At 63.9% G+C, this 22570-nt stretch carries 19 protein-coding genes; 4 read left to right on the top strand and 15 right to left on the bottom strand.

What is annotated here, in order from left to right:
* Positions 1–29 precede the first annotated feature (29 nt).
* The 3 genes from QCE73_RS30025 to QCE73_RS30035 all read right to left on the bottom strand — a co-directional run bounded on the left by QCE73_RS30025 (position 30) and on the right by QCE73_RS30035 (position 2100).
* The gene (locus QCE73_RS30025; RefSeq protein ID WP_309884784.1) at positions 30–1124 is read right to left on the bottom strand and encodes a VOC family protein; all 1095 of its coding nucleotides are present in this window, start codon (positions 1122–1124) and stop codon (positions 30–32) included.
* 189 nt (positions 1125–1313) lie between these two features.
* Positions 1314–1562 carry a hypothetical protein gene (locus QCE73_RS30030; RefSeq protein ID WP_035511103.1) on the bottom strand — a complete coding sequence of 83 codons (249 nt, stop codon included), beginning with the start codon at positions 1560–1562 and terminating at the stop codon, positions 1314–1316.
* 37 nt (positions 1563–1599) lie between these two features.
* A complete protein-coding gene (locus QCE73_RS30035; RefSeq protein ID WP_309884785.1) occupies positions 1600–2100 on the bottom strand; it encodes a lecithin retinol acyltransferase family protein in 501 nt (166 codons plus the stop codon).
* A gap of 445 nt (positions 2101–2545) precedes the next feature.
* Between QCE73_RS30035 and QCE73_RS30040 the strand changes: the two genes are divergently transcribed.
* Together QCE73_RS30040 and QCE73_RS30045 are read left to right on the top strand one after the other, a co-directional pair.
* On the top strand, positions 2546–2875 hold the full coding sequence (locus tag QCE73_RS30040) for a hypothetical protein (RefSeq protein ID WP_035511108.1): 330 nt from the start codon (positions 2546–2548) through the stop codon (positions 2873–2875).
* Between the two features lie 105 nt (positions 2876–2980).
* The gene (locus QCE73_RS30045) at positions 2981–3751 is read left to right on the top strand and encodes a protein phosphatase 2C domain-containing protein (RefSeq protein WP_309884786.1); all 771 of its coding nucleotides are present in this window, start codon (positions 2981–2983) and stop codon (positions 3749–3751) included.
* A 6-nt stretch (positions 3752–3757) separates the two neighbouring features.
* Here QCE73_RS30045 and QCE73_RS30050 read toward each other — a convergent pair whose 3' ends face one another.
* From QCE73_RS30050 to QCE73_RS30100, 11 genes are all read right to left on the bottom strand, one after another.
* Positions 3758–4015 carry a BrnA antitoxin family protein gene (locus QCE73_RS30050; protein ID WP_309884787.1) on the bottom strand — a complete coding sequence of 86 codons (258 nt, stop codon included), beginning with the start codon at positions 4013–4015 and terminating at the stop codon, positions 3758–3760.
* Complete coding sequence (locus QCE73_RS30055; RefSeq protein WP_309884788.1) at positions 3993–4271, bottom strand: BrnT family toxin; 279 nt, start codon at positions 4269–4271, stop codon at positions 3993–3995. Before QCE73_RS30055 ends, QCE73_RS30050 begins: the two co-directional genes overlap by 23 nt.
* A gap of 80 nt (positions 4272–4351) precedes the next feature.
* Entirely contained in the window at positions 4352–5665 is a 1314-nt protein-coding gene (locus QCE73_RS30060) for a sigma 54-interacting transcriptional regulator (RefSeq protein WP_309884789.1), read from the bottom strand.
* A complete protein-coding gene (locus tag QCE73_RS30065) occupies positions 5662–8721 on the bottom strand; it encodes a peptidase domain-containing ABC transporter (RefSeq protein WP_309884790.1) in 3060 nt (1019 codons plus the stop codon). The genes QCE73_RS30060 and QCE73_RS30065 overlap by 4 nt, the downstream gene beginning before the upstream one ends.
* A gap of 22 nt (positions 8722–8743) precedes the next feature.
* Positions 8744–9496, bottom strand: coding sequence for a peptidylprolyl isomerase (locus QCE73_RS30070; protein WP_238213859.1), 753 nt, complete (start codon positions 9494–9496; stop codon positions 8744–8746).
* A 73-nt stretch (positions 9497–9569) separates the two neighbouring features.
* Complete coding sequence (locus QCE73_RS30075; RefSeq protein WP_035511116.1) at positions 9570–10943, bottom strand: HlyD family efflux transporter periplasmic adaptor subunit; 1374 nt, start codon at positions 10941–10943, stop codon at positions 9570–9572.
* Positions 10921–13446: an FHA domain-containing protein gene (locus tag QCE73_RS30080; RefSeq protein WP_309884791.1), complete on the bottom strand. Its 2526-nt coding sequence runs from the start codon at positions 13444–13446 to the stop codon at positions 10921–10923. Before QCE73_RS30080 ends, QCE73_RS30075 begins: the two co-directional genes overlap by 23 nt.
* A gap of 248 nt (positions 13447–13694) precedes the next feature.
* Positions 13695–15116, bottom strand: a complete 1422-nt coding sequence (locus tag QCE73_RS30085) for an efflux transporter outer membrane subunit (RefSeq protein WP_081818359.1) — start codon at positions 15114–15116, stop codon at positions 13695–13697.
* 338 nt (positions 15117–15454) lie between these two features.
* Entirely contained in the window at positions 15455–15754 is a 300-nt protein-coding gene (locus tag QCE73_RS30090) for a hypothetical protein (protein ID WP_035511118.1), read from the bottom strand.
* A 331-nt stretch (positions 15755–16085) separates the two neighbouring features.
* Positions 16086–16544 carry a DUF4399 domain-containing protein gene (locus QCE73_RS30095; RefSeq protein ID WP_035511120.1) on the bottom strand — a complete coding sequence of 153 codons (459 nt, stop codon included), beginning with the start codon at positions 16542–16544 and terminating at the stop codon, positions 16086–16088.
* A gap of 39 nt (positions 16545–16583) precedes the next feature.
* Entirely contained in the window at positions 16584–17024 is a 441-nt protein-coding gene (locus QCE73_RS30100) for a DUF4399 domain-containing protein (protein ID WP_035511122.1), read from the bottom strand.
* A 339-nt stretch (positions 17025–17363) separates the two neighbouring features.
* Between QCE73_RS30100 and QCE73_RS30105 the strand changes: the two genes are divergently transcribed.
* Positions 17364–19316, top strand: coding sequence for an SUMF1/EgtB/PvdO family nonheme iron enzyme (locus tag QCE73_RS30105; RefSeq protein WP_309884792.1), 1953 nt, complete (start codon positions 17364–17366; stop codon positions 19314–19316).
* A gap of 3 nt (positions 19317–19319) precedes the next feature.
* Here the strand turns inward: QCE73_RS30105 and QCE73_RS30110 are convergent, their stop codons facing one another.
* Positions 19320–21191, bottom strand: coding sequence for a DUF3857 and transglutaminase domain-containing protein (locus QCE73_RS30110; protein WP_309884793.1), 1872 nt, complete (start codon positions 21189–21191; stop codon positions 19320–19322).
* Between the two features lie 208 nt (positions 21192–21399).
* Between QCE73_RS30110 and QCE73_RS30115 the strand changes: the two genes are divergently transcribed.
* Positions 21400–22554 (top strand): HPP family protein, encoded by a 1155-nt coding sequence (locus tag QCE73_RS30115; protein WP_309884794.1) that lies wholly within the window; start codon positions 21400–21402, stop codon positions 22552–22554.
* Positions 22555–22570 lie beyond the last annotated feature (16 nt).

The raw sequence follows: 22570 nt of genomic DNA on the forward strand, positions 1-22570 counted from the left end.
GGCCCGGCGTGGCGCATGCAATTGTTCGGTCAGCCCCGCGCCTTCGCGATCGCGGCGAGATTGCCTTCGCCGAATCCGTGATGCCCGCGCCGCTCGACGATTTCGAAGAACATGTCGCCGGGCTGGCGCTCGACGAAGGTCTGCAGGAAAAGCTGCGGCGTGCCGCCGGGGAGAATCTCGCCATCGACGAGAATGCCGCGCGTGCGCATCTCGTCGATGTCGAGGCCGTGGCCGGGCAGCCGCTCGTCGATCTCGTCGTAGTAGCGCGGCGGCGGCTGCAGGAAGCGCACGCCGCGCGCCATCAAGGCATCGACGGAAGCGAAGATATCGGCCGATGCGAGCGCGATATGCTGCACGCCCTCGCCTTCGTGATCGGGCAGATACTGCTGCATCAGGTCCGTGCGATAGGTGCCTTCCTCATAGACCGGAATGCGGATCGAGCCGCACGGCGACAGCGTGACCGCGGAATCCTGCGACACATGCCAGTCCGGGTGCACCTGATGAATCTCGGAGAAGTGCAACACCTCGCGGTAGAAATCGAGCCATTCCTGGATGCGGCCCGCGCCGACGGTCTGCGTGAAATGATCCACTTCCAGCAGACCGGTGCTCTTCGGGTCCGGACTGGCGCCGGCGATCGGACGAAAGTCGATGTCGTAGATCGACGTCTCGCCACTGTTCTTGCCCGGCCAGTGATCGACGAAATAAATATGCGAATCGCCGATGCCCTGGATCGCCGGAATCGCGAGTTCGTTCGGGCCGATCTTCTCGCCTTCGAAATCCCACGCGCCGTATTCGAGCGCGCGCTCGTGGGCGACCTGCGCATCGAGCACGCGAATGCCGATCGCGGCGATGCCCACCCCATGCGACTCCGCAAAGCGCGAGGCGAACGAATCCGGCTCGGCGTTCAGCAGAAAATTCATGCTGCCCTGCCGGAAAAGCGTCACCGCCTTGCTGACATGCTGCGCGACGGCAACGAAGCCGAGCGTCTCGAAGAGCCTGGCGAGGCCCTCGGGATCGGGACTGGAAAACTCGACGAACTCCAGCCCCGCGATGCCGAGCGGATTGTCGCCGAGGATGGAATCGGGCGTCGCGCGGGCGGAGGAAGAAGAGTCGGGCTGGGTCATCGGCAATACCTCGAAAATGTACGATCTGGTTCACGGACGCAAAACTACCACGACCTGCCGCATCCGTGCGACCCGGCGGCTTCGTCGAATGGCCGCCTGGGTGCGCCTAGAGTAGCGGCAGCGGGATTGCCGTGTCAAAGCCGGGGCAGCCCGACGCGCCCCGGCCCATCGTACGCATTCAGTATGCGCTCAGGCGGCGAGGCGCTGCGCGCTCATCGACGGGCGCTTCGCCTGCGGGGGAAACACGTTCCAGGTGCCGTCGTCGTGGCGGAAGAAGATGATCGCGAGCGGGCCGCCCGGATGCTCTGCCTCGATGCAAACATAGCGCGCGCCGGTGACATGCGAGCGGCACAGACGCACGACACGTGCCGGACGCGCGGGTGTCGGGGCGAGCCATTTGTCGACGGCCCAGTGCAGCGAATTTTCGATGGTTTGCATGATGGTCTCCTCGGAATCGATCGGCAAGACGTGCGGTTCAGGCTGCGAGCGCCGCGTTCATGCGGCGGCGGCGTTCGGCGGCGACATAGGCGCGAAAAAGTCCCGACACGGCGCGAAGCGCGGCGCGCGGATGCACGAAGCACGCTTGCACCTGACGGCTGCGGGCGCGGCCGTCGAGGCACCACGTGACGAAGTGCTCGCAGTTGTTGGTCAGCAGGTGGTATTGGTCTTCGCCGAGGCGGCTGCGTGCGCGGCCCACCGCTTCCATGCCGACGAACTTCGCGGCCGGGTTCTGACGGATCGTGACTTCGTGGCCGGCGGCGAACTGCTCGACGGAGACTTCCTCGACCGGGCCGCGATGCAGCGACTTCGCGAAGCCGGCATAGTGGATGACCATGCCGTTGCCGGCGTAGATGCCGTGGTGTTCGTAGCCCGAGCGGCGCGTGACGAGTTCGGTGCCGAGCGCCGGTTCGTCGTCGAGCGAGAAACCGCAAGCGGCTTGCTGGTCGATCAGTCCGGATTGTTGGTTGGTTGACATGGCTGGCTCCGATTCTTCTTTGCTTGGCGCCAAGTGTTTGTCTGGCGCCGGGTTGCCATGTCATTTGCATCTTCCTTGCCAGCTTCTATAAGTAACTGATTTTATTGAATTAACCGTAATTTACGACCGATTCCCAATGCCCTTGTGTTCTGGATCGGCCAACAGTTTCGGGGGATGTTTGTTGGGCTGCGTGCGTCAGAACACGCAGCTTCGTGGCAGAAGCCCGCGAGCGTGGGACGCGCCTGCGTATGTTGGTTGGTCGCTGCTGCGCCAACAGCGCTTGTTGGCGGCGACCCAACGGATGCCTTTGCGCGCGTTTCGGCCGATTTCGCCGAAACGCCGTCCCACGCGGCACGCGCGGAAAAACGCTAAAGCGCGTGTGCGTCGGCATGAGCCTTGCATTGACTGCTACGTCCTGCTCACAGGCCCATCCCGGAGAAACGACATGTGCGCCATCACCGTCACCGATCTTGAATACGACCGCGAGCTGGATCACGCGGCGATGTCGGCCATCAGTGGCGGCGGCGGTGCGCCCTGGGTGTACGGCTGGATCACGCCGTATGTCGATCGCCCGTCGGGCGGCGGCGCTGCGGGAAGCGCCGTGGTGAACCTCATCGATGTCACCAACAATGTCTACGAGGTCACCAACAACATCACCAACATTTCGGTCGGCCAGATGGTCAATCAGTTTCAGAACGTCGCGGTCAGCAACACGGGGAACGGCGCGACGCTCACGGTCAACCCGAATTCGGTGGCGGGGAATCGCGCGGGTTGAACGGTGCAGATCAAGATTCGCTTCGGGCGCGCGTTGGTACACAATGAGCGGGACCGTCCGCGACGCGCGCCCGACGCCGCGCCATCCAGCATTCCGGAGGTTGCCGTGACCTTCAACACCGAGTTTCGATGGACTTCCGCCGCCCGCACCGACACCGGCTGCGTGCGGCAGATCAACGAGGACGCGTTGCTCGATGCCCCCGAGCGCGGCTTATGGGCCGTCGCGGATGGCATGGGTGGACACGCGGTCGGCGATCTGGCGAGCCGGATGGTGATCGAGAGCCTGGCCCGTGTGTCGGCGTCGAACGACCTGCCGGGCGTAATCGCGGATGCGCGCACGCGGCTTCTCGACGTGAACGACCAGTTGCGCGCGGAGGCGGCGCGGCGGATGGTTTCGCGCATCGGCAGCACGGTGGTGCTGCTCGCGGCACGCGACGGCGCATGCGGCTATGTGTGGGCCGGAGACAGCCGCATCTATCTGTTCCGTCAGGGACGGCTCGTGCAGCTCACGCGCGATCACAGCCATGTCGAGGAGCTGAAGGCGCGCGGCCAGCTAACGGCGGAGGAAGCGCTGCATCATCCGGCGCAGCATCTGATCACGCGTGCGGTCGGCGCGCTCGACGTGCTCGAACTCGATGAAAACACGCTCGCCCTGCACGATGGCGATACGTTTCTGCTGTGCAGCGATGGCTTATCGAACGAGGTGAGCGAGGCGGAGATCATGAACGAGCTTGCGCCCGGCAATTGCGATATGGCGGCCCAAAGGCTGCTGGAGATCGCACTGGCGCGCGGCGGGCGCGACAATATTTCGGTCGTCGTCGCGCACGTGGAGGACCTGATGGCGCCGGACAAGACGCAGGTGAATCCGTCGATTTAGGGGCGTTCAGGAATGACGCCTTTGCTGAGTCTGCATATAGGCGCGCAGAAGCCGGTTGATACGTGTCTGATATCCCTTTCCCTGCTGGCGAAACCACTCCAGCACGTCGGCATCCAGCCGCATCGTCACGGCTTGCTTGGGCGGCACATGCAGTTCCGCCTGCTCGAAGAACGAATCATCGAGTTCCGGCATGTCGGAAAAATCGATGTCGGCGTCCTTCATCTTCGCCAACTTCTTCCAGTCAGTTCCCGATTTCTTGCTCATATCTTCTCGCCTCGTGTCTGGCTGCCTTGCGCGCCGAGATGATACGGACCACATCCGCATATCGCTCGACATACACCACGACGCCTACCAGCTCCTTCATCCAGCCCAGCGCTATCCAGCGCTCTTCTCCGTACGCTTCCCGCGTATCGGGCCACGTCAGCACCGGGTGATTGAATACGTCGACTGCATCTTGAAAATCGATTCCGTGTTTTCGAATGTTGGTTTGATTTTTCTTTTCATCCCATTCGAAATGCACACACCACCTGTATTGACGTTTGTATGTACATTTTGACTCCAACAGTACACGACGTCAACTTGCTTTGGATGGCCAGGCCGCTATCCCCCCGCCTCCTTGTTCTTCTGCGCCGCCGCCCGAAACTCCTTCGAATGCAGCCCGTGCTTCTTCAAAAGCATCTGCAGATGCGACCGGTTCATCTCATACCGTCTCGCAAGCTCGGCGACCGTTCCGCCGGTTTCCTGCAACCCGCGTTCGAGAAACGCGCGCTCCGCCTCGTCGCTTGCGACGCGCTTCGCTTCCGCGAGCGAACTCGCCGTCGCGATGCCGTTGCCGCTCGCGGCCGGTCCGCCCATCGCCAGCGAGAGCGATGATTTCGGCCGTATATCGACCGGCAGATGTTCGATATCGGCCATATCGCCCGCAAGACACGCGACCCGATACAGCACGTTCCTCAGCTCGCGGATATTGCCCGGATAGTCGTAGTTGCGCAGGAAATCGCGCAGCCTCGGCGACAGCTTCACGGGTCTGCGCTTCAGGGTCGCGGCGGCTTCATCGCCGAAATAGGCAAGCAGGAGCGGAATCTCGTCGCGCCGCTCGCGCAACGCCGGCAGCGGCAGATGAATTACGCTCAGCCGATAAAACAGATCCTCGCGAAAGCGCCCCTCGTCGCAGAACTTGCGCAAGTTGCGATTCGTCGCCGCGACGATGCGCGTATCCACCGCGATCGGCTCATCCGAGCCCACGCGCTGAATCTCGTGCGCTTCGAGCACACGCAGCAGTTTCACTTGCCCCGACAAAGGCAGCTCGCCGATCTCATCGAGAAAGATCGTGCCCGTATGCGCGCTTTCGAATTTGCCCTTACGATCGTTAGATGCGCCCGTGAACGCGCCCTTGCGATGCCCGAACAATTCCGACTCCAGCAGGTTGTCCGGAATCGCGCCGCAGTTCACCGAGATATACGGCTTGTCCGCGCGCGAGCCGTTCGCGTGAATGACCTTCGCCATCAGTTCCTTGCCGGTGCCGCTCTCGCCGTCGATCAGCACGGGGAGATCGGTCGGCGCGGCTTTTTCCGCGATTTCCAGCGCTTCCAGCAGCTTCGGGTTATCGCCGAACGTGCCTTCGAACACGAAGCTGCGTTCGATCAGCGCCTGACGCCGCGCGCCCGGCGGCAGATCGCGCTTCGGCTCCGCGGCCGCCGCCTGCACGAAACGCTCCTTGTGCGACAGTTGCATCACTTCGTCGCGCAAGGTGCTCGCCTGCCGCAGCAGCTTTTCGATTTCGGGCCGTTCGAGACGCGAGGTCCATCGGAGGGTCGAGCGCAGAATCTCGATCTTCTCGATGAGCCCCGCATACGAAATCGCCGATGACGCAGGCGCGCTTGCATCGCTTTCCGGTTGGTCGAGTATTTTCATGCTGCGCTCAGTTGCTTTTGCACGAGTTGGTAGTACATGCCTTTTCTCGCGACGAGTTCGTCGTGCTTGCCCTGCTCGACGATGCCGCCTTCGTACAGCACGAGAATCTTGTCGGCGCGCATGATCGTCGACAGCCGGTGCGCGATGATCACCGCCGTGCGTCCCTTCAGTATCTCCTGCATGTTGCCGAGAATATTGCTTTCCGATTGCGTGTCGAGCGCGGATGTCGCTTCATCGAACACGAGCAGACGCGGGTCGTGATACAGCGCGCGCGCAATGCATAGCCGCTGGATCTGTCCGCCCGAAAGCCCCACGCCACGCTCGCCGACCACCTGCTCATAACCGAGCGGCATCTTCACGATGAACGCATGCGCATCGGCCATCTTCGCGACTTCCTCGATGCGCCGTCTGTCGGGTGCTTCGTCGCCGCTCGCGATGTTATCGGCGATCGTCCCCGAGAACAGCAGATTGCTCTGCATCACATAGCCGATCTGCGCGCGAAAGAAGCCTTTGTCGACGACGTTGATATCGTAGCCATCCACCGTCATCTTGCCCTCGCTCGGCGCATAGAAACCGACGAGCAGTTTAGCGAGCGTCGTCTTGCCCGAGCCGCTGCGTCCGACGATCGCGATCAGTTCGCCCGGCTTCACATCGAAGCTGATGTTTTCCAGCACGTAGGGCGCGTCGCCGTCGCCATAACGGAAGTACACGCCGTTGAAGCTGATGTCGCCCTGCAGGTCCGGCAGCATCACGCGCTGCTGCATGTCTTCGGGTTTCTGTTCAGGCTCGATGTCGAGCACGTCGCCCAGTCGCTCCATCGCGACGCCCGCGTCGTTCAAGAGGCTCCACAGGTTGATGAGTCCCATCAGCGGCGCGAGCACGCTGCCCATATAGGCGTTGAACGCGATCAGTTGCCCGATCGTCAGTTCGCGCGCAAGCACGAGATTCGCGCCGACCCATAGCACGCCGATGGTCGTCGCCGCGTTCAGCAACTGGCTGCACAGGCCCACCGCGATATTGAAGCGCTGCGATTTGTATTGCACTTCCAGTGACTTCGCATACTTCTTTTCCCACTTCAGGCGCACCGGACGCTCGATGCCCATGCCCTTCACCGTCTCGACGCCGCCGAGCGCTTCCATCAGATACGAGCGCGCATCCGTGCCCGCGGAAAACGTCTCGCGTGCGTTCTGCTTGATGCGCGGCGTCGCGACGACCGTGAGGACCATCATCGGGATCACGAACGCGATCAGCAGCAACGTGAGCTTCACGTTGTAGAGGAACATGATCGTGAAGTAGATGAAGATCATCAGCAGGTTCAGCACGGTCGATACCGTCGATTCCGTGAGGAACGCGCGGATCGTGTGATTCTCCTGAAAGCGCGCGAACACGTCGCCGGTCTTGCGCTTCGCGAAGAAACCGAACGGCAGCGAGAACGTGTGTTTGAAGAACTGCGACATCATCGCGAAGTCCATGTTGCGGACCATGAAGTTCGCAAGGTACGCGCGTATCGTCGTCATCAACTGCGTGAACAGGCTCGCGATGACGAGGCCGCCGATCAGCACATGCAGCAGGCTCACGTTCTGATGCACGATCACGCCGTCGAGAATGTTCTGGATGATGAGCGGCGGAATCACGCCCAGCACCTGAATCACGAAAGTCGCGAGAAAGAGATGCAGCAGGATCTTCTTGTAGGGCTTCAGATAGCCGACGAAACGCAGCCACGGCGAGCGCGAAACCGCTTTCTGCGTGAGATCCTGCCCCGCCGTGAACAGCAGGCACGTGCCGCTCCAGCCGCGCTCGAACTCGCCGACCGTCATCTTCCTGAAGCCGATCGCCGGGTCCGCGACCCACACGTTCTCGCTCGACACGCCGTAGACGATGATGTAGTGATAGCCCTCCCAGTGCGCGATGAACGGCATCTCGAAGCCGCGCAGCGATTCGAACGTGCACTGCACGCCGCGCGTTGTGAAGCCGAGCGATTCGCCCGCGCGCGCGAGCGAATCGAGCGTCGCGCCGGACGTCGTCACGTTGGCGAGCTCGCGCAGCTTGCCGAGCGTCATGTTGATGCCGTAGTGGCGGCAGATCATCGCGAGACAGGCCGCGCCGCAATCCATCTCCTCGGCCTGCTCGACCCACGCGAAGCGCTTGATCACGCGCTCGCCAAGCTCGGGCTTCGTGTGCAGATCGAGCATCGCGGGCAGCTTGCGGCGCTCGGCGAGCTTCTTCTGGCGCTGCAATTCGCGCTCGGTGAAGCGGATGCGTTCTTCCAGCACTTCGCGCAGCTTCACGTTGCGCTCGATGATGAAATGCACCGTCTTCTCGGGGATCACGAGCAGGCGCGTATCCGCGCTCGCGATGGCGGAAGCCATCTGCTCCTGGCGCATCACGCAGGCCTTCTCGCCGAAGATCTCGCCGGGACCGAGCGTCGCGAGCACATGCTTTGCGCCGCCCTCTTCGCGCACGATGCGCACTTCGCCCTGCCGCACGACATAGAGACGCCGGTCGTCGCGCGATTCCTGCTTGAGAATCTCCTTGCCCTCGCCGACGCGCTTCACGCCGACACTGCGCACGCATTCTTCGAGTTCCGCCTTGTCGAGCTTGCCGCGCAGATCGAAGAGCTTCGCGACGAAGCCGCCCGCCGAATTGATCGCGACGTAGCTCGTCACGAACGCGAGCGCGGCGGGATTCTTCGCGATCACCGGATCGATCGCGATGCGCGGGATATACAGGAGCTCGGTCTTGCCGGAGGAACGCACCGACGACTCGTGCCGGTAGTCGCGCAGCATCGCGATATCGGCGAAGGTCTCGCGCTCCTTCTTGACCCCCATGCTGATTTCCTTGCCGTGCTCCTCGGTGAAGATGCGCACGGAGCCCGCCTTCACGATATAGAGCCCGTCGGCCGCATCGCCCGCATTGCACACGGTTTCGCCGAAGCCGAAGCGGCGCGACTCGGCATTCGCCGCCAGGTGTTCGATCTCCTCGCGCGTGAATGGCGAAAGAATCTCGACCGACGAAAGAAAGTCGGCGGGCGAATCAAGGCTCGATGGAGCGTCCATGTTCTATCGCGTTCCCCGTCGGTCAGCGTGCTTCGATGACATGCTCCTGCGCGCGCGTCAGCATCCAGTCTTCGCGCAGCAGGCGGCGGATTTCCGCGGACACGTCTTCGTCGAGTTTCGCGGGATACTTCGCCGTCACCGCGAAAATTTCATACGACGCGCCATCCGCGGAAATGAATGGCCCGAGCAGATCGCCGACTTCCGCGTTGAACACTTTCGCCTCGACCTCCGGCTTCATCTGTCCGCGCATCACCCGGCCGATCACGCCCCCTTCGTTGCGCGTATCGGCAAGCGAATGCTCGCGCGCCATCTCCGCGAAGCTGTCGGGATCGTCGTTGAGATAGGAGATCATCTCCTTCGCGCTGCCCTCGGTATCGAGCAGGATATGACTGACTTCGATGCTGTCGAACTTCGGCGAGTTGAGCTGGAAATACTCTTCGATCTCGCGCTCGGTGCCCACCTTGTCGAGCATCTTTTCCTGATAGAGCGTGTCGGTGATATAGACCTCGAACTCGTCGAGACTCACGTGCAGCGCATCGAGATAGTTGTTCATGTCCGCCGCGCGATGCAGCCCGCGAATGCGGCGGAACTGATCGGCGCGGTTCTGGATTTCTTCGTCGCTCACGGCCACGCCCGACTTCTTTGCCGCACGCACGGTCAGCTTGTCGCGCACGAGTTGCTCGATAAGTCCGTCGAACTGGCCGTTCAGCTTCAATAACCTGATGAATTCGCCGACGTCGACCACTTCGTCGTCGATACGCACAATCGCCGTCATCTCGTTCTCCGTTCGGTTCTATGTTGAATTGCGCATCATGTCCGCGTTGCGGCGCTCGTGTAACCCCCCATCCTTATCCCGCCACATTACGGAACGGGTCGAGCCCGAGGTCGATCAGGCGCCGCTCGCGCACCACGATTTCAGCGGTCGCCGTCATGCCGTAACGCAGCGGATACTTCGTGTCCGCAACCTGATAGGAATCGCGATCGAGCGTCACGCGTCCTTCATAGACGGGTTGCTTGGTCGTCGGGCTCGGCTTGGTCGCGGGCGAGATGAACGCGAGCGTGCCTTCGATCACGCCGTAGCGCTGATAAGGAAACGCGTTGAACTTGAGCTTCACGCGCTGCCCTTCGCGCAGGAACGCGCGGTCGTGCTCGGCGATCTCGATCTTCAGCACCGGCTTCGCATTCGCCGGCGCGATGCCGCCGAGCGGCGTGTTCGCCTGAATCTTGTCGCCGGGCTGCGTCGATGTCACATCGGTGACCACGCCCGACACCGGCGCGAGAATCAGCAGAAAATTATCCTTGTCGATGTTTTCGAACTTGATGCGCGCGGCCGCATCCGCGACGAGACGCGCCGTCTGTAGTTGCAGACGCAGTTTGTCTTCGGTGCTCGCGACTTCGCGCATCGCGGCTTCGTATTGCAGCCGCAGGCTCGTCGCTTCCTGACCGCTCGTTTCGAGTTGACGCTTCGCCTGCGTGAAATCGTGGCTCAGGCGGAAGTCCAGTTCCGCAAGCCGAGATTGCTCCACGCGATACGCGCCGTCCGCTTCGAGATAGGCATTGCGTTTCGCATCGACCTGCGTTTCGGCCACGCCGCCGCCACCCGGCAGCGCGAGCAGACGTTGAAAGCGGTCGTACTCCACCTTCGCCGCATCGCGCGCGCGGCGTGCGTTTTCCAGCGTGCTGCGCGCTTCCTGCAACTGCGCCTTCTGGCCTTCCGCGAGCTTGCTCGTGCCTTCGGCCACGCGCTGCTGATGCTGATGCTCCTCGACGTCCATCTGATCCTTGAGCGCGGCGATCTTGCGCTCCATCAGCAGCTTCTTCTCGGGGAACTGCTTCCATTCGCGCTCGGCGTCGTCGAGCTTCAGTTGCGCTTCGAGCGCGTTGCTCGCGGCCTCGATCGCGCCGCGTGCGTTCAGGCGCGCGACGACATCGTCCTTGCGCACGGGCTGCCCTTCGGCGATATAGAGATCGGCCAGTTCGCCATCGATCGGCGTATAGAAGCGCCGCACTTCCGATTCCGGCGCGAGCGTGCCCTGGGCGCTGACCATCACGTCCGCATGGCCGACGAACGACCAGACGAGCGCCGATGCAACGAGCGCCACCATCGCATAGACGAGCCCTTTCGTGAGCCCGAGCGGTTCGGCCGTGAGAATCGCGATGCCTTCGGCACCGTGTTCTCCGAGCGCCTCCGACAACGGCTTAAGGTGTGTGTCTCTCTTCACTGCTCGTGCCTCCGCCGATCAGACTCAGCTTGGTATTGAGAAGTCCCGGTTCGAGCACCATGCGCAGATCCTGCAGCGAGCGTCGCTGCAAATCCGCTTCGGTGTCGATCTCATTGGCGAGCGCGGTCCACTTCGCCGTCGCGCTGTCCGCCTTCACCTGCCTGAAGATGCGCATGCCGCGCGTGGCCGCATCCTGCGCGTCCGACAAAAGCCGCGCCTGCGTCCTGAACGTATCCGACACGCCCGATTCGAGCCGCTGCGACCCGCCGATGCCGCCATTGGTCCGATACTGCTGCCAGAGCGTTTGCGCCTGCGTCATCAGCGTCTGCGCGCGCGCGGTCGCCTTGTCTTTCAGCGATGCGACGTCGGGCGCGACGGCCTTCGCATAGAACGTGTCGCTATCGAGATCGAGCGTTTCGTAGAACGACAGCAACGCTTCTTCGTAGCCCTTCGAGCCGCGCGCCTTTTGCAAATCGGCGAACTGCGCGGCCACGGCCTTCTTGTGCGCGAGTTCCTTCTGCACGGTAGGCGACCACGAACCTTGCGGCAGTTTTTGCAAGGCGTCGATCGCCTGCGCACTCTGGCCGCGGCTCCATGCCTCGGCGACCGTCGCGTACTGCGCGAGCACGTCGGCGGGCGGCAACTGGCTCGCGCGCATCTGGCCGAATTTTTCCTGAAACGGCGGCGTCGAGAAATTCGCCTTGCTCACCGATCCCGCGAGCGGCGCGAGGCTTCCGGCGCTGAGGCTGCGTCGCAGGCCCGCATAGCTGTCGAGATCGGCGCGCACGCGATCGAGGCCCGCGAGACGCGGATACTTGTCCGCGTATTCCTTGAGCGTCGCGCCGATCGCATCGGGATCGTCCTGGCCCAGGCTCTTGACGATGCTCGCATTGAGCCTTTCGATGGCCGCGAGATACACCGAATCGTCGCTTTGCAGCTTGCGCAGATGGCTCAGCGCGAGCGCGTACGGATCGCGAAACTCGGGCACGTAGCCCGCGATGCGGTCGAGATCGCGCTGATGGCCCGCCGCATCCGCTTCCCAATGCTTCAGGATCGCGCCGATACGCGGCTCGTCGGCATACATGCGGATCGGCGCTTCGGCGCCGCCGCGGGCCATCACGAAGCTTTCCAGCTTGCCGATCCACTGCAGTTCGTCGATGAGCGAATGCACATCGGCGTTGTGCTCGGCGAGCGTTCTCATCTGCGCGATGATCGCGTCCGCGCTCGCGAAATCGCCCTTCTTCAACGCGGCGAGCCAGCGCGGCACGTTCGACTTCAGCACGGCCTCGGTGTTCATCGACGCGAACTGCGCGTCTTTCGGATGCGTCTTCAGATAGTCGTTCGAAACGCTCGCGGCCTCGCCGAATTCGCCGTGCGCCATCAGCGATTTCGCCTGACGCTCGGGCGAGCCGATGAAGTAGAGCGCCGCGCCGCCCGCGACGAGCGCGGCCAGCAAGCAACCGACGATGATGCGCGTGCGACGCGCGGCGCGTTGGTCGTCGCTTGCGAGCACTCGATGCAATTCGGCCACGAAGAGCGCGAACTTGCCGCGCTTCGCGGCGCGCGTGTCATGACGGCTTTCGTCGGCGGGTTTGGGCTGCGCTTCTTCGTTGACTTCGTCCTCGCGGGCGGCGGCCTGATCGACGCAAAAGATATCCAGGAACGAATGCGCCGAGCCGACGAAGGTCGTCTTGTCGCTGTCGTGTTCGTCGTCGTGAGCCTGCGCCTCCACCTGCGCGACCATTTCCGTGAGCGTCGATTCGCTCTCCTCGCCGTGCAGATGCACCGTGTACGCGAAGTGCGTGCCGCCGAATGCGACGGTGTCGCCATTCTTCAGCTCGACCGCCGATGCGCCGAGCCGCTCGCCATTCACGAAGGTGCCGTTGGTGCTGCCGAGATCCTCGACGAACGGCGCGCCGCCCTTGATGAACACATGCGCATGCCGCCGCGACACGTAGTTAACCTGATGCGGATACTGCTCGCGATAGCGCGAAAACGTTTCGTCGGTCTTGCTGACGAGAAACGGAAATTGCGCGAGTTCGACGGGATGAAGACCGAGATCGTCGCGCTGCGGCGTGAGCGTGATGCCGATGGGCTTCGGCGCATTGATACGCCGCGTGCGCGGCGCGAACTGCACGCGATACGACAGCCGGCTGCCGAACGAGATGATGTCGCCGCTTCGCACGCGTGCGGGCGTATCGCGCACGGGCGTGCCGTTCACCGCGGTGCCGTTCTTGCTCGCGAGATCGGCGATATAGACGAAACCGTGTTCGATGAAGATGCGCGCGTGACGGCGCGAGAGCTGCGCGACGGCTTCGGGCGGGCTCGTATCGAAAGGCGCTTCGGCGCGGCCGATCGCGAAGAGATTTTCGTCGATGCGGATTTCCGTCAGCCTGTCCGCCAGCTCGCCGGCAAGCTCGGGATGCGGCATGGGCTTCAGAATGACGTCGAACGCCTCGCCCACGCTCGGCGGTTGTTCCGCCACGGAAAAGCCTTGAGCCATGTCCATGTCACGAGGTACGTCCAGCCGCTGCCGCCGACGCGCCAGAGGAATGCCCGGCAACGTCGGGCGCATGGACAGGTTGGACCGCGCCGTTATTGAAGTCATTCGTAACCGGCGGCTGTTGAGAGTTTAAGTCCTGCATCGTCGTAGTCAATCGTGCGGCACCGGTTCGTCACGCAAATGGCCATCGATATGAAACGATCGTTAGTCATTCATATGAATGCGTTCATCGATATTAATGGAGCGCTTCACTTCGTCTCGTCCTTGCTCGCGCTTTGCACATCGACCATCGGCCAGCCGCCGCCGAGCGCTTTATAGAGCGTCACCGTGTCGGACAGAATCTGCTGATGGTTCGCGAGCAGCGCGAGTTGCGCCGCGAGCAGCGTGCGCTCCGTCTCGAACACCTGGAGTTGCGAGATCACGCCCTCTTTCAGCTGCGCGTCGATCTGCGCGGCGACCACCGTCAACTGATCGACTTCCTGCTGCAACTCGACGCGCTGCTTCGTATGCGAATCGAGATTGACGAGCGCGTTTTCCACTTCCTCGAACGCGTTCATCACCGTGCTGCGATATTGCTGTTCGGCGACCGCCGTCTGCGCTTCGGTCGTCTTCACGTGGGCGCGCACGGCCGGATCGAGAATCGGGATATTGATGCTCGGCACGAAGCTCAACGTGAACATCTTCAGCAGATCGGTGAGCTGAAAACTCGCCGAACCGGCCCGCCCGGTCAGGTTGATGGTCGGCAGTTGCGCGAGCTTCGCCTGCCCGACGAGGTCGTAGGCTTCGAGCACGCGATACTCGGCCGCGATCAGATCGGGACGGCGCGCGAGCAACTGCGACGGCAGGCCGCCCGGCACCGGCGGAATCTGCACGCGCTTTTGCAGCTTGCCGTCGGGCATCCTGAATTCGCCCGCGGGCACGCCGATCAGCGTCGAGAGCGCATTGTTGGCGAGATCGCGCGAGCGGCGCAGTTCCAGCAGCTCGCGCGTCAGACGATTGAGTTCCGCGCGCTGCGTGAGCACCTGCGTCTTCGGCACGAGACCGTTCTTCTGCATGCCTTCGAAGATCGTCAGGATCTGCTGGTTCGTCGTGATGGTCTGCTGCTGCTGGGCGATCTGATCGTCGAACTGGAGAATCTGGAAGTAGGTCGTCGAGACCAGAGAGACGAGTTCGAGATAGCCCGCGCGCCAGTCGGCTTCGGTGGCGCGAAATTCGGCTTTCTGGGCCTGCACGCCCTTCTCGACCGAACCCCAGATGTCGATATCCCAGCTCACCTGTGTCGCCAGGTTGTACTGTTTCGAGAACTGCTGGCCGGTCGTCTTTTCGAAGCTCGCGCCGGCGCCCAGATCCATCGACGGCAACGCGCCCGCGCGTGCCTCGCCGATCTGCGCGCCCGCCACCTGAATGCGCGCGGCCAGCACCTTGATATCGAAGTTGCCGCTGATTGCCTTCTCGACCAGCGCGTCCAGCGTCGGATCGTGGAACTGCTTCCACCAATCGGGCTGGATCGTGTCGGATGCGGCGACCTTCGCTGCATCGATCTTCGTGAAGGCTGTCTTCTCCGGCGTGTCGGGCCGCTGATACGTCGGCACCTTCACGTCGATGCAGCCGGATAGCAACGCGGCGGCAATCAGCCCCGGCAGCACGGCCCACTCGCGCCTGATGGTCACGCGCAACGATGGCAACAAGGCTCGCACGATCTCGCTCCCGGTGAACGCGCACCGACGGTCGGTTTGAAGGGTGAGAAGCGCGGCGCCGGCCGTTGTGTTCTTCAAGTAAATCACACGGCGCGCCGCGACTCCATACGGGTAAAGTCACGTGGCGCGCGCGTGCTCTGTGGCACGTCGCGCATTTCGTGACGCGGTCCGGCAGGATGCGACCCCGGCCGATCCGCAGCGCCCGATGTCGCGGGCGGTGTTACAGCAGAGCTCCCCATGCCCCGCCTTTACTGCTGACTGCTTGAATGCTTACCGCATCGGCATTCGATTCATTCCTCGCGACAATCTCTTTACGCGAGATTGCCCGCCACGCCGAAGTTGACGTTGGCGATGTTCTTCGCTTCCTGCGTCGGCGCAACCGTCGATTGCGACTTGAGCGCTTCGGCAAACGCGATGTTGCTGCCGTTCTGATTGAACGTGGTCTGCGTCTGGTTGATGATCTGCTGCGGGTTGAACGGCATCGAGAGCGTCGCCCCGTTCATCGAGATATAGCCGGGGAACAAGGTCGCATAGCCGCCACGCACCGCGGACATCGCGCGGCTGTCGAGTTCTGCTGTGACGGGAAGGTCCTTGATGGTCAGCGTCTTCATTTCGCTCTCCTTGGGTCGCGCATTCGGTGGTGGCTTCGAGCGACTTGTCGCTCGCAACCATGTAATGCATAGGGTGTGCCAATCGCGTCGCGTATCGGCAGCCTTTCGCTGGATTCGTTGCTGCGCAAGGCTTTCGTCGATTCGCGTGTCGTCTTCATATCGGCCATCGTGATGCTGTCTGTCCGACACTTCCGTGTTGCACTGTCGGTTCACGAGCGACACCTCATCCGGAGCAAGGACGAATGTTTCCCTCCGCGATACACACGCGGACTCGAAGCCGATGGAAGAAACCGGGAAAGGCGCCGCTCAGTGCCTCACGCGGCGCCCGGATTCATTTGACGTAGATCGTGATCTTCTTGGAATAGACGGGCGGGTTATGCGGTATGTGCTTGTCATCGCCCATCAGAAGCTGAATCGTGTGCTTGCCCGGCGGAAGCTCGAGCATGGTTTCGGTTTCACCGGCGCCGTAGTGCAGATGATTGCGATCCGATGGAATCTCCTGATCCATCGGCGGCAAGTCAACGTCGATCAGCAAATGATGATGCCCCGTGTTTGGAAACTTCACGCCGCGCGGCGCGACGCCCATGTAGCGCAGTCCGAACCAGACCTTGAAGGGCTTGCCCGCGGGCAAGGTCTGGCCGTCGTTCGGATAGCCGATGTACGCATAGGCGTTGGCGGGCGCGGGCGTCGGCCCGGCGAACGCGCACGGCGCGGCGATCGCCGTCGCGAGCGTGACGGCGACGAGGAGCGAACGCGAGAACGCGAGCGCGTCGGCGGATCGTTTTTTCATGTCATGTGCCCTCGGCAAGTGCACGGCTCATTTCACAGCTCATTTCACAGTGATCGTGATCTTCTTCGAATACACCGGCGGATCGTGCGGAACGTGGTTGTAGTCGCCCATCAGCAACTGCAACGTGTGCTTGCCCGGCGGCAGTTCGAGGCGCGCATCGGTTTCGCCCGCACCGTAATGCAGATGATTGCGATCGGACGGAATCTCCTGATCGAGCGGCGGCAGATCCGCATCGACCAGCAGATGGTGATGCCCCACGTTCGGCAGATCGACGCCCTTCGGACAGATGCCCATGTTGCGCAGGCCCATGCGCACCCAGAGCTTGCCGCCCGAAATCACGGCGCCGTCGGGCGGCCAGATGATGTACGCCTCGGCGTTCGGCGGCGCTGGCGTGCGCGCACGCGCGGCGGCGGAGAACGACGAATCGGCGGCCAGAGCGGCCAGGGAAGCCAGCGCGCCAAGCACGGTTCTTCTCAGCATGTTATGCACGCCTCTCTCGTTGAAAGGCCTCGCGGATGGGCCAGGGAATCGTGCCTTGCACGCGCGAACGCTCGTGCTCGGCGCGAGATGCGGGTTGCGTGATGCACCGTCGTTGGCTTTTAGATTAGGACGTAACGTTTAAAAAAGATACGTGCAGAGGGGTGCGGGCCGGCCCTCATGACGGATACCTCCCTTCAGGGGATTAAGCGCTGCGTGAGCGCGTGCTATCGTTGTTGGTGCTGGACCCACACAGGGCGCGGACCTCGCCCCAAGCCTCGGCATCGAGCGCGAATGCAACGCGATGCCCTCCACTCAAAGCCGGACGGACAGGGTGTGAATATGTGGCGAACTCTTCTTATCGCGGGCGTGTTGCTGACTATCGGCCTGCCGCCCGCGCAAGCGAATGCGGCTTCGGTCGCAGCGCTGTCTTCCTCTTCTATCGCGACGGCCGCACACGCGCCCCGACATCTCGCGCTCGTGATCGGCAATGCAGACTATGTCGATCACCCGCTCGCAAGCGCATCGCGCGATGCCCATGACATGACCGCGGCACTCGACGCACTCGGCTTCGACGTGACGCAGCGCACGAATCTCGATGAAGCCGCGATGCGGCAGGCCCTCGATGCATTCGCCACGAGGCTCGGCCAGAACGACACGGCGCTCGTCTATTTCGCCGGTCACGGATTGCAGGCGGGCGGCGATGCGTTGCTCGTGCCGCTCGACGCTCGCGAGCAGCGGCCCGCGACGCTCGTGCGCGACACGCTCTCCGCGAAGGACATCGTCGAGCGCATGACGCGCGCTCGGCCGGGCGCGGCGAACATCGTCGTGCTCGACATGTGCCTCACCGATCCCTTCGAAAAAGCGAACGCGCGGACGTGGACGCTGCCGCCGCGCACGCTCGTCGCGTATGCGGCCGCGCCTGGAGACGCCGCTGCCGAAAGCGAACGCAACGGGCGCTATACCGCGGCGCTTCTGCGTGCGTTGGGCGCGGATGCATCGGTGACGCCATCGACTTTCGCGGCGGCGGCATCGGACGTCGCGCGAGCATCGCGCGGCGCACAGCGGCCGTGGCTCGCATCGACGCTCGATGCGGGCTTCGCGATCGCCGATGCATCGACGAACATGCGCATCGCGGACGCGAACGCCATCGATCCTGCCGATTCCGCCAACGCCGTGCGCACGCGCGGCATCCTTCCGAAGGACAGCAACGAGCAGTACGAACTGACGTTCTGGGAATCGATCAAGGACAGCACCTATCCGAGCGATTACGAAGCGTATCTGAAGGCGTATCCGAATGGCCGTTTCGCCGCGCTCGCGAAGGCGCGCATCGATCGTCTGCACGCGGCGGGCAATGCGAAACCGGCGGCATCCGCGCCGGCCGCGCCACCGGCTGCGACCGCGACGCCCGCCGCACCGGCGCCCAAGCCGCCGCCATCCGCGCCGGCCGCCGCCACCGCTACCGCGCCGGAAAAACCGCGCCCGAGCGTGCCGGCCGCGCCCGCCGCCGCCGCGGTGACCGCGCCGCCCGCCGCCATCACCACCAAGCCCGCGGCGAAGACGGCAAGCGGCGGCGAGATCAAGGATTGCCCGACGTGCCCTGTCCTGATTCCGCTCTCGTCCGGCAGCTTCACGATGGGCAGCAACAACGACGATCCCGCCGAGAAGCCGCCGCACCGGGTATCGATCGGGCGCGCGTTCGCCATCGGCAAATACGAAGTCACGGTCGAGCAATGGAACGCCTGCGTCGATGCGGGCGCGTGCACGCGCGTCGCGGCGGAAGGCGAGTCGGGCACGCCGCCCGGCAATGCGCCGATGCGCAACGTGAGCTGGGACGACGCGCAGGTCTATGTCAAATGGCTGAGCAAGGTGGGCGGCAAGGCGTATCGTCTGCCGACGGAAGCAGAGTGGGAATACGCGGCGCGCGGCGGCACGCAGTCCACCTACTGGTGGGGCGATCAGATGAAGAAAGGCACGGCCGATTGCAAGGATTGCGGCGATCCGTACAAACCCGACGCGCCGACGCCCGTCGGATCGTTCGCGGCGAATCCCTATGGCCTGTACGACATGAACGGCAGCGTCTGGGAATGGGTCGCCGACTGCTGGCATAGCTCGTACAAGAGCGCGCCCGTCGATGGCCGCGCGTGGGACGATCCTTCGTGTTCGGTGCGCGTGATTCGCGGCGGCTCGTGGCGCGAAGGCGCGTCCTACATGCAGTCGGCGACGCGCTTCAAATACAGTTCGAGCGTGCGACAGTCGCAGAACGGCTTTCGCGTCGCGCGGGACATGGAGTGAGCTTCATCGGCCAGCGGCCTTCACGATGATCTGCGCCTGCGCATCCCGCTCGATCGTCTTGAGCGCGGGCAGCGCCGCGCGGAAATCGTCGGGCGTGCAGACCTGCTTGCCGAAGCGCGCTTCCAGCGTGCGCGAAATCTGCACGACATTGGTCGACGGATCGAAGAGATAGCGCGAGCGGTAGCGAAAGAAGTCGCTCGTCAGATCCTGATCGGCGGGCACCTCGGTCACGCGCATCGTCTTCGGCAGCGTGATCTGCGAGACTTCGTCGAACGTCCCGCCGATGCACAGATACGGCTGCGTGCGCGTGCGCTCGGCGAGCCAGTTGCGCGTCGCCGTCGCGATGCCGCCCGAGAGGCTCGAAAGCGCGGGCAGCGCCGTCGGGCCGCTCGGCCAGACGCGAGCGGCGAGCGCGCCGCGCAGCGTCGTCGCGCCCGGGCCGCCGCTGGCCTCGACCTCGCTCGTCGTCAGCGCGCCCGCGCCGCGCAAATTGGTGAAGCGCAGCCGGTCCGCCGCGATCTGGTCGCGCCGCTGCGCATTCGCGAGCCGCAGGTTCATCCGCTCGATCTCGGCGCTCCATCCCGCGTCCTCCACCCAGTAGGCGAAGCTCGCCTCGCCCTGCGGCGCGACCTCGATCTGCAGACGCGCCGTGCGCGCGAGCGGCTGGGTCGCAGGCGTGCGGGCGAGCGCGCCGGTGTTCACGAGCAGCGCGGGACGATCCATGTCGGCGAGCGGCAGAAAACCGAACTCGACGCTCGACGCCGTGCTGTCCGCATACAGGTTCAGATCGGGCAGCCACGTGACGATGTGATTGATCGCGCCCGACCCGTAACCCGGCACCGACGGCAGCGTATAGACCGAGCCCAGGCCGATCAGCGCCGGCTCGTTGCGAATGCCGACGGCATCGAGCAGCGCGCCGTAGAGCGCGACGTGATCCTTGCAATCGCCGTAGCGGTTCGCGAGCACGTCGGTCACGCGATGCGGCACGGCGGGACTCTGGCCGATGAACATCGCGACGTAGCGGATCGAGTGGCGCACCCAGTCGTAGAGCGTTTTGGCTTTGGCGCGGTCGTCGGCGTCGTGGCTCGTGAGCGATTGCGCGAGCGCGCGGATGGCGGGATCGCTCGCGCCCGGATCGGCGGCCGCTTCGCGATAGCTTTTCGCGAAGCTCGCGTAATCGGGAAAGGTCGTGACCATCAGACGATCGCCGTACTGCGCATAGCCCACCGAGCCGCTTTCGATGCGCGCGATACGATCGCGCCGGTAGACGAACGCATAGCGCGTGCGCCCGTTTTCCGTGACGGGCGGCTCGGCGATGTAACCGCGCGCGTCGGCATAAAGCGGCTTGTCCGCCGGCAGATCGAAGACGAGCCGCTGTTGCAGCACGGGCCTCGGCCCCGGATCGACGTAATAGTTGAACTGCCCCGGAATCACCGCCGCCGCCTGACTCTTGCGGGACCGCAGATGCACCGTCGAGCCGATGCCCACTGCCGGAAAGATCACCGCGCGCAGTTTCGCGTCCTGAAACGTCGGCGCGCCCGCCGAGCGCGGCTCCTGGATGTCGCGGATCTGATCCGGTGTGACGTCGTGGCGTTCGCCGTTCGCATCGACCGAATAGGCCTCGACGATATCCACCTTCGACACGCTCTTGTCGTACCAGACGTAGCGCTGCGCGATCTCGTCGACGCCCGCCGACGTGTTCGCGCGCAGCACGGCGGCGTCGTCTTCGGTCAGCGAGCCATCGGCGGCGACGACGAACTCGTGGACGTCGCTGACGACGGTCGAAGGATCGTCGTCCGTCGCGGCAACGGCGCACGACCACGCGCACACGCCGACGATGACGCACGCCAGATCGGAAATGAAGCGACGAAACATGTGGAAGTGCCCGCGCCGCAGGAGGGAAAGTTCATCGTACAGGAGGACGCCGCCCGTCGCGCATGACCGTTCGGCCGCGACAAAACGAAACGCGCGACAATTTGTATCATATTGCGATATAATTTGAGACTGTCGCACGCTTGCTCTCGCGCCACCGACCCGGCCGGCCAGTGTGACCCTCCACTGACTCTTCCGGAACGCTGAAAAAGTGTCGCGTAACGTATTGCTTCGCTGGCTGCAAGGCTTTCTCCCCGCTCCTGTCACGCTGCGCTGGACCGAGCGGCTGCGCGGCGGTCTGGGCGCGCTGATCGGCATCGCGCTGACGGGCGGCCTCGCGCATCTCCTGGTCGGCGACGCAGCGGCCATTCCGTTTCTCATCGCGCCGATGGGCGCCTCCGCCGTGCTGCTCTTCGCCGTTCCCGCGAGTCCGCTCGCGCAGCCGTGGTCGATCATCGGCGGGAACCTCGTGTCGGCGACGGTCGGCGTCGCCTGCGCGATGCTCATCCACGATCCGATCGACGCCGCTGCGCTCGCCGTCTGTCTCGCCATCTGCGCGATGTTCGCGCTGCGCTGCGTGCATCCGCCGTCGGGCGCGGTCGCGCTGACCGCCGTGCTCGGCGGACCGTCGATTCATGCGCTCGGCTTCGGCTTCGTGTTCGCGCCGGTGGCGATCCAGTCGGCGGCGCTGCTGTCGTCGGCGATCGTGTTTCATGCGCTGACGGGCCATCGCTATCCGCACGGCCACGCCGCGCCGAAACCCGCGAACGCGCCGCCCGACGCCGCCTCGTTCACGCGCGCCGATCTCGAAGCCGTGCTGTCGCGGCGCAGCGAAATGCTCGACGTCGATCCGGACGATCTCGAAGCGCTCCTGCGCGAGACGCAGTTGCAGGCCTACGCGCGCCGTTTCACGGAGTTCACGTGCGCGGACATCATGTCGCGCGCGATCGTGTCGGTGACGCCCGATACGAGCGCGCAGGCGGCGCTCGCGCTTATCGACAGGCATCAGGTGAAGGCGCTGCCGGTGATCGACGCGACACGCCGCGTGTGCGGCATCGTCACGCGCGCGGACCTGGCGCCGGTGCGCCGCGGCGGCATCGTCGAGGGCATGAAGCGCGCGATCGAGCGACTCATGCGCGGCCCGTCGACGACGCCGCCGCTCGTCGCCGCGCTGATGACGACGGACGTCCGCACCGTGAAGACGGGCACCGCGATCGCCGAACTGGTGCCGATGTTCGCGCACTTCGGACACCACCATATTCCTGTGGTCGGCGCGCACGATGAGCTTGCCGGAATGGTCACCGAAACCGACCTGATCTCCGGGCTCTATCGGCAATCTTTCGCGGGCGAACGCAAGAGCGCCTGAACCGCCCCGCGCTGAC

This window comes from Caballeronia sp. LZ029, from assembly GCF_031451275.1.
GTDB classification, from domain to species: domain Bacteria; phylum Pseudomonadota; class Gammaproteobacteria; order Burkholderiales; family Burkholderiaceae; genus Caballeronia; species Caballeronia jiangsuensis.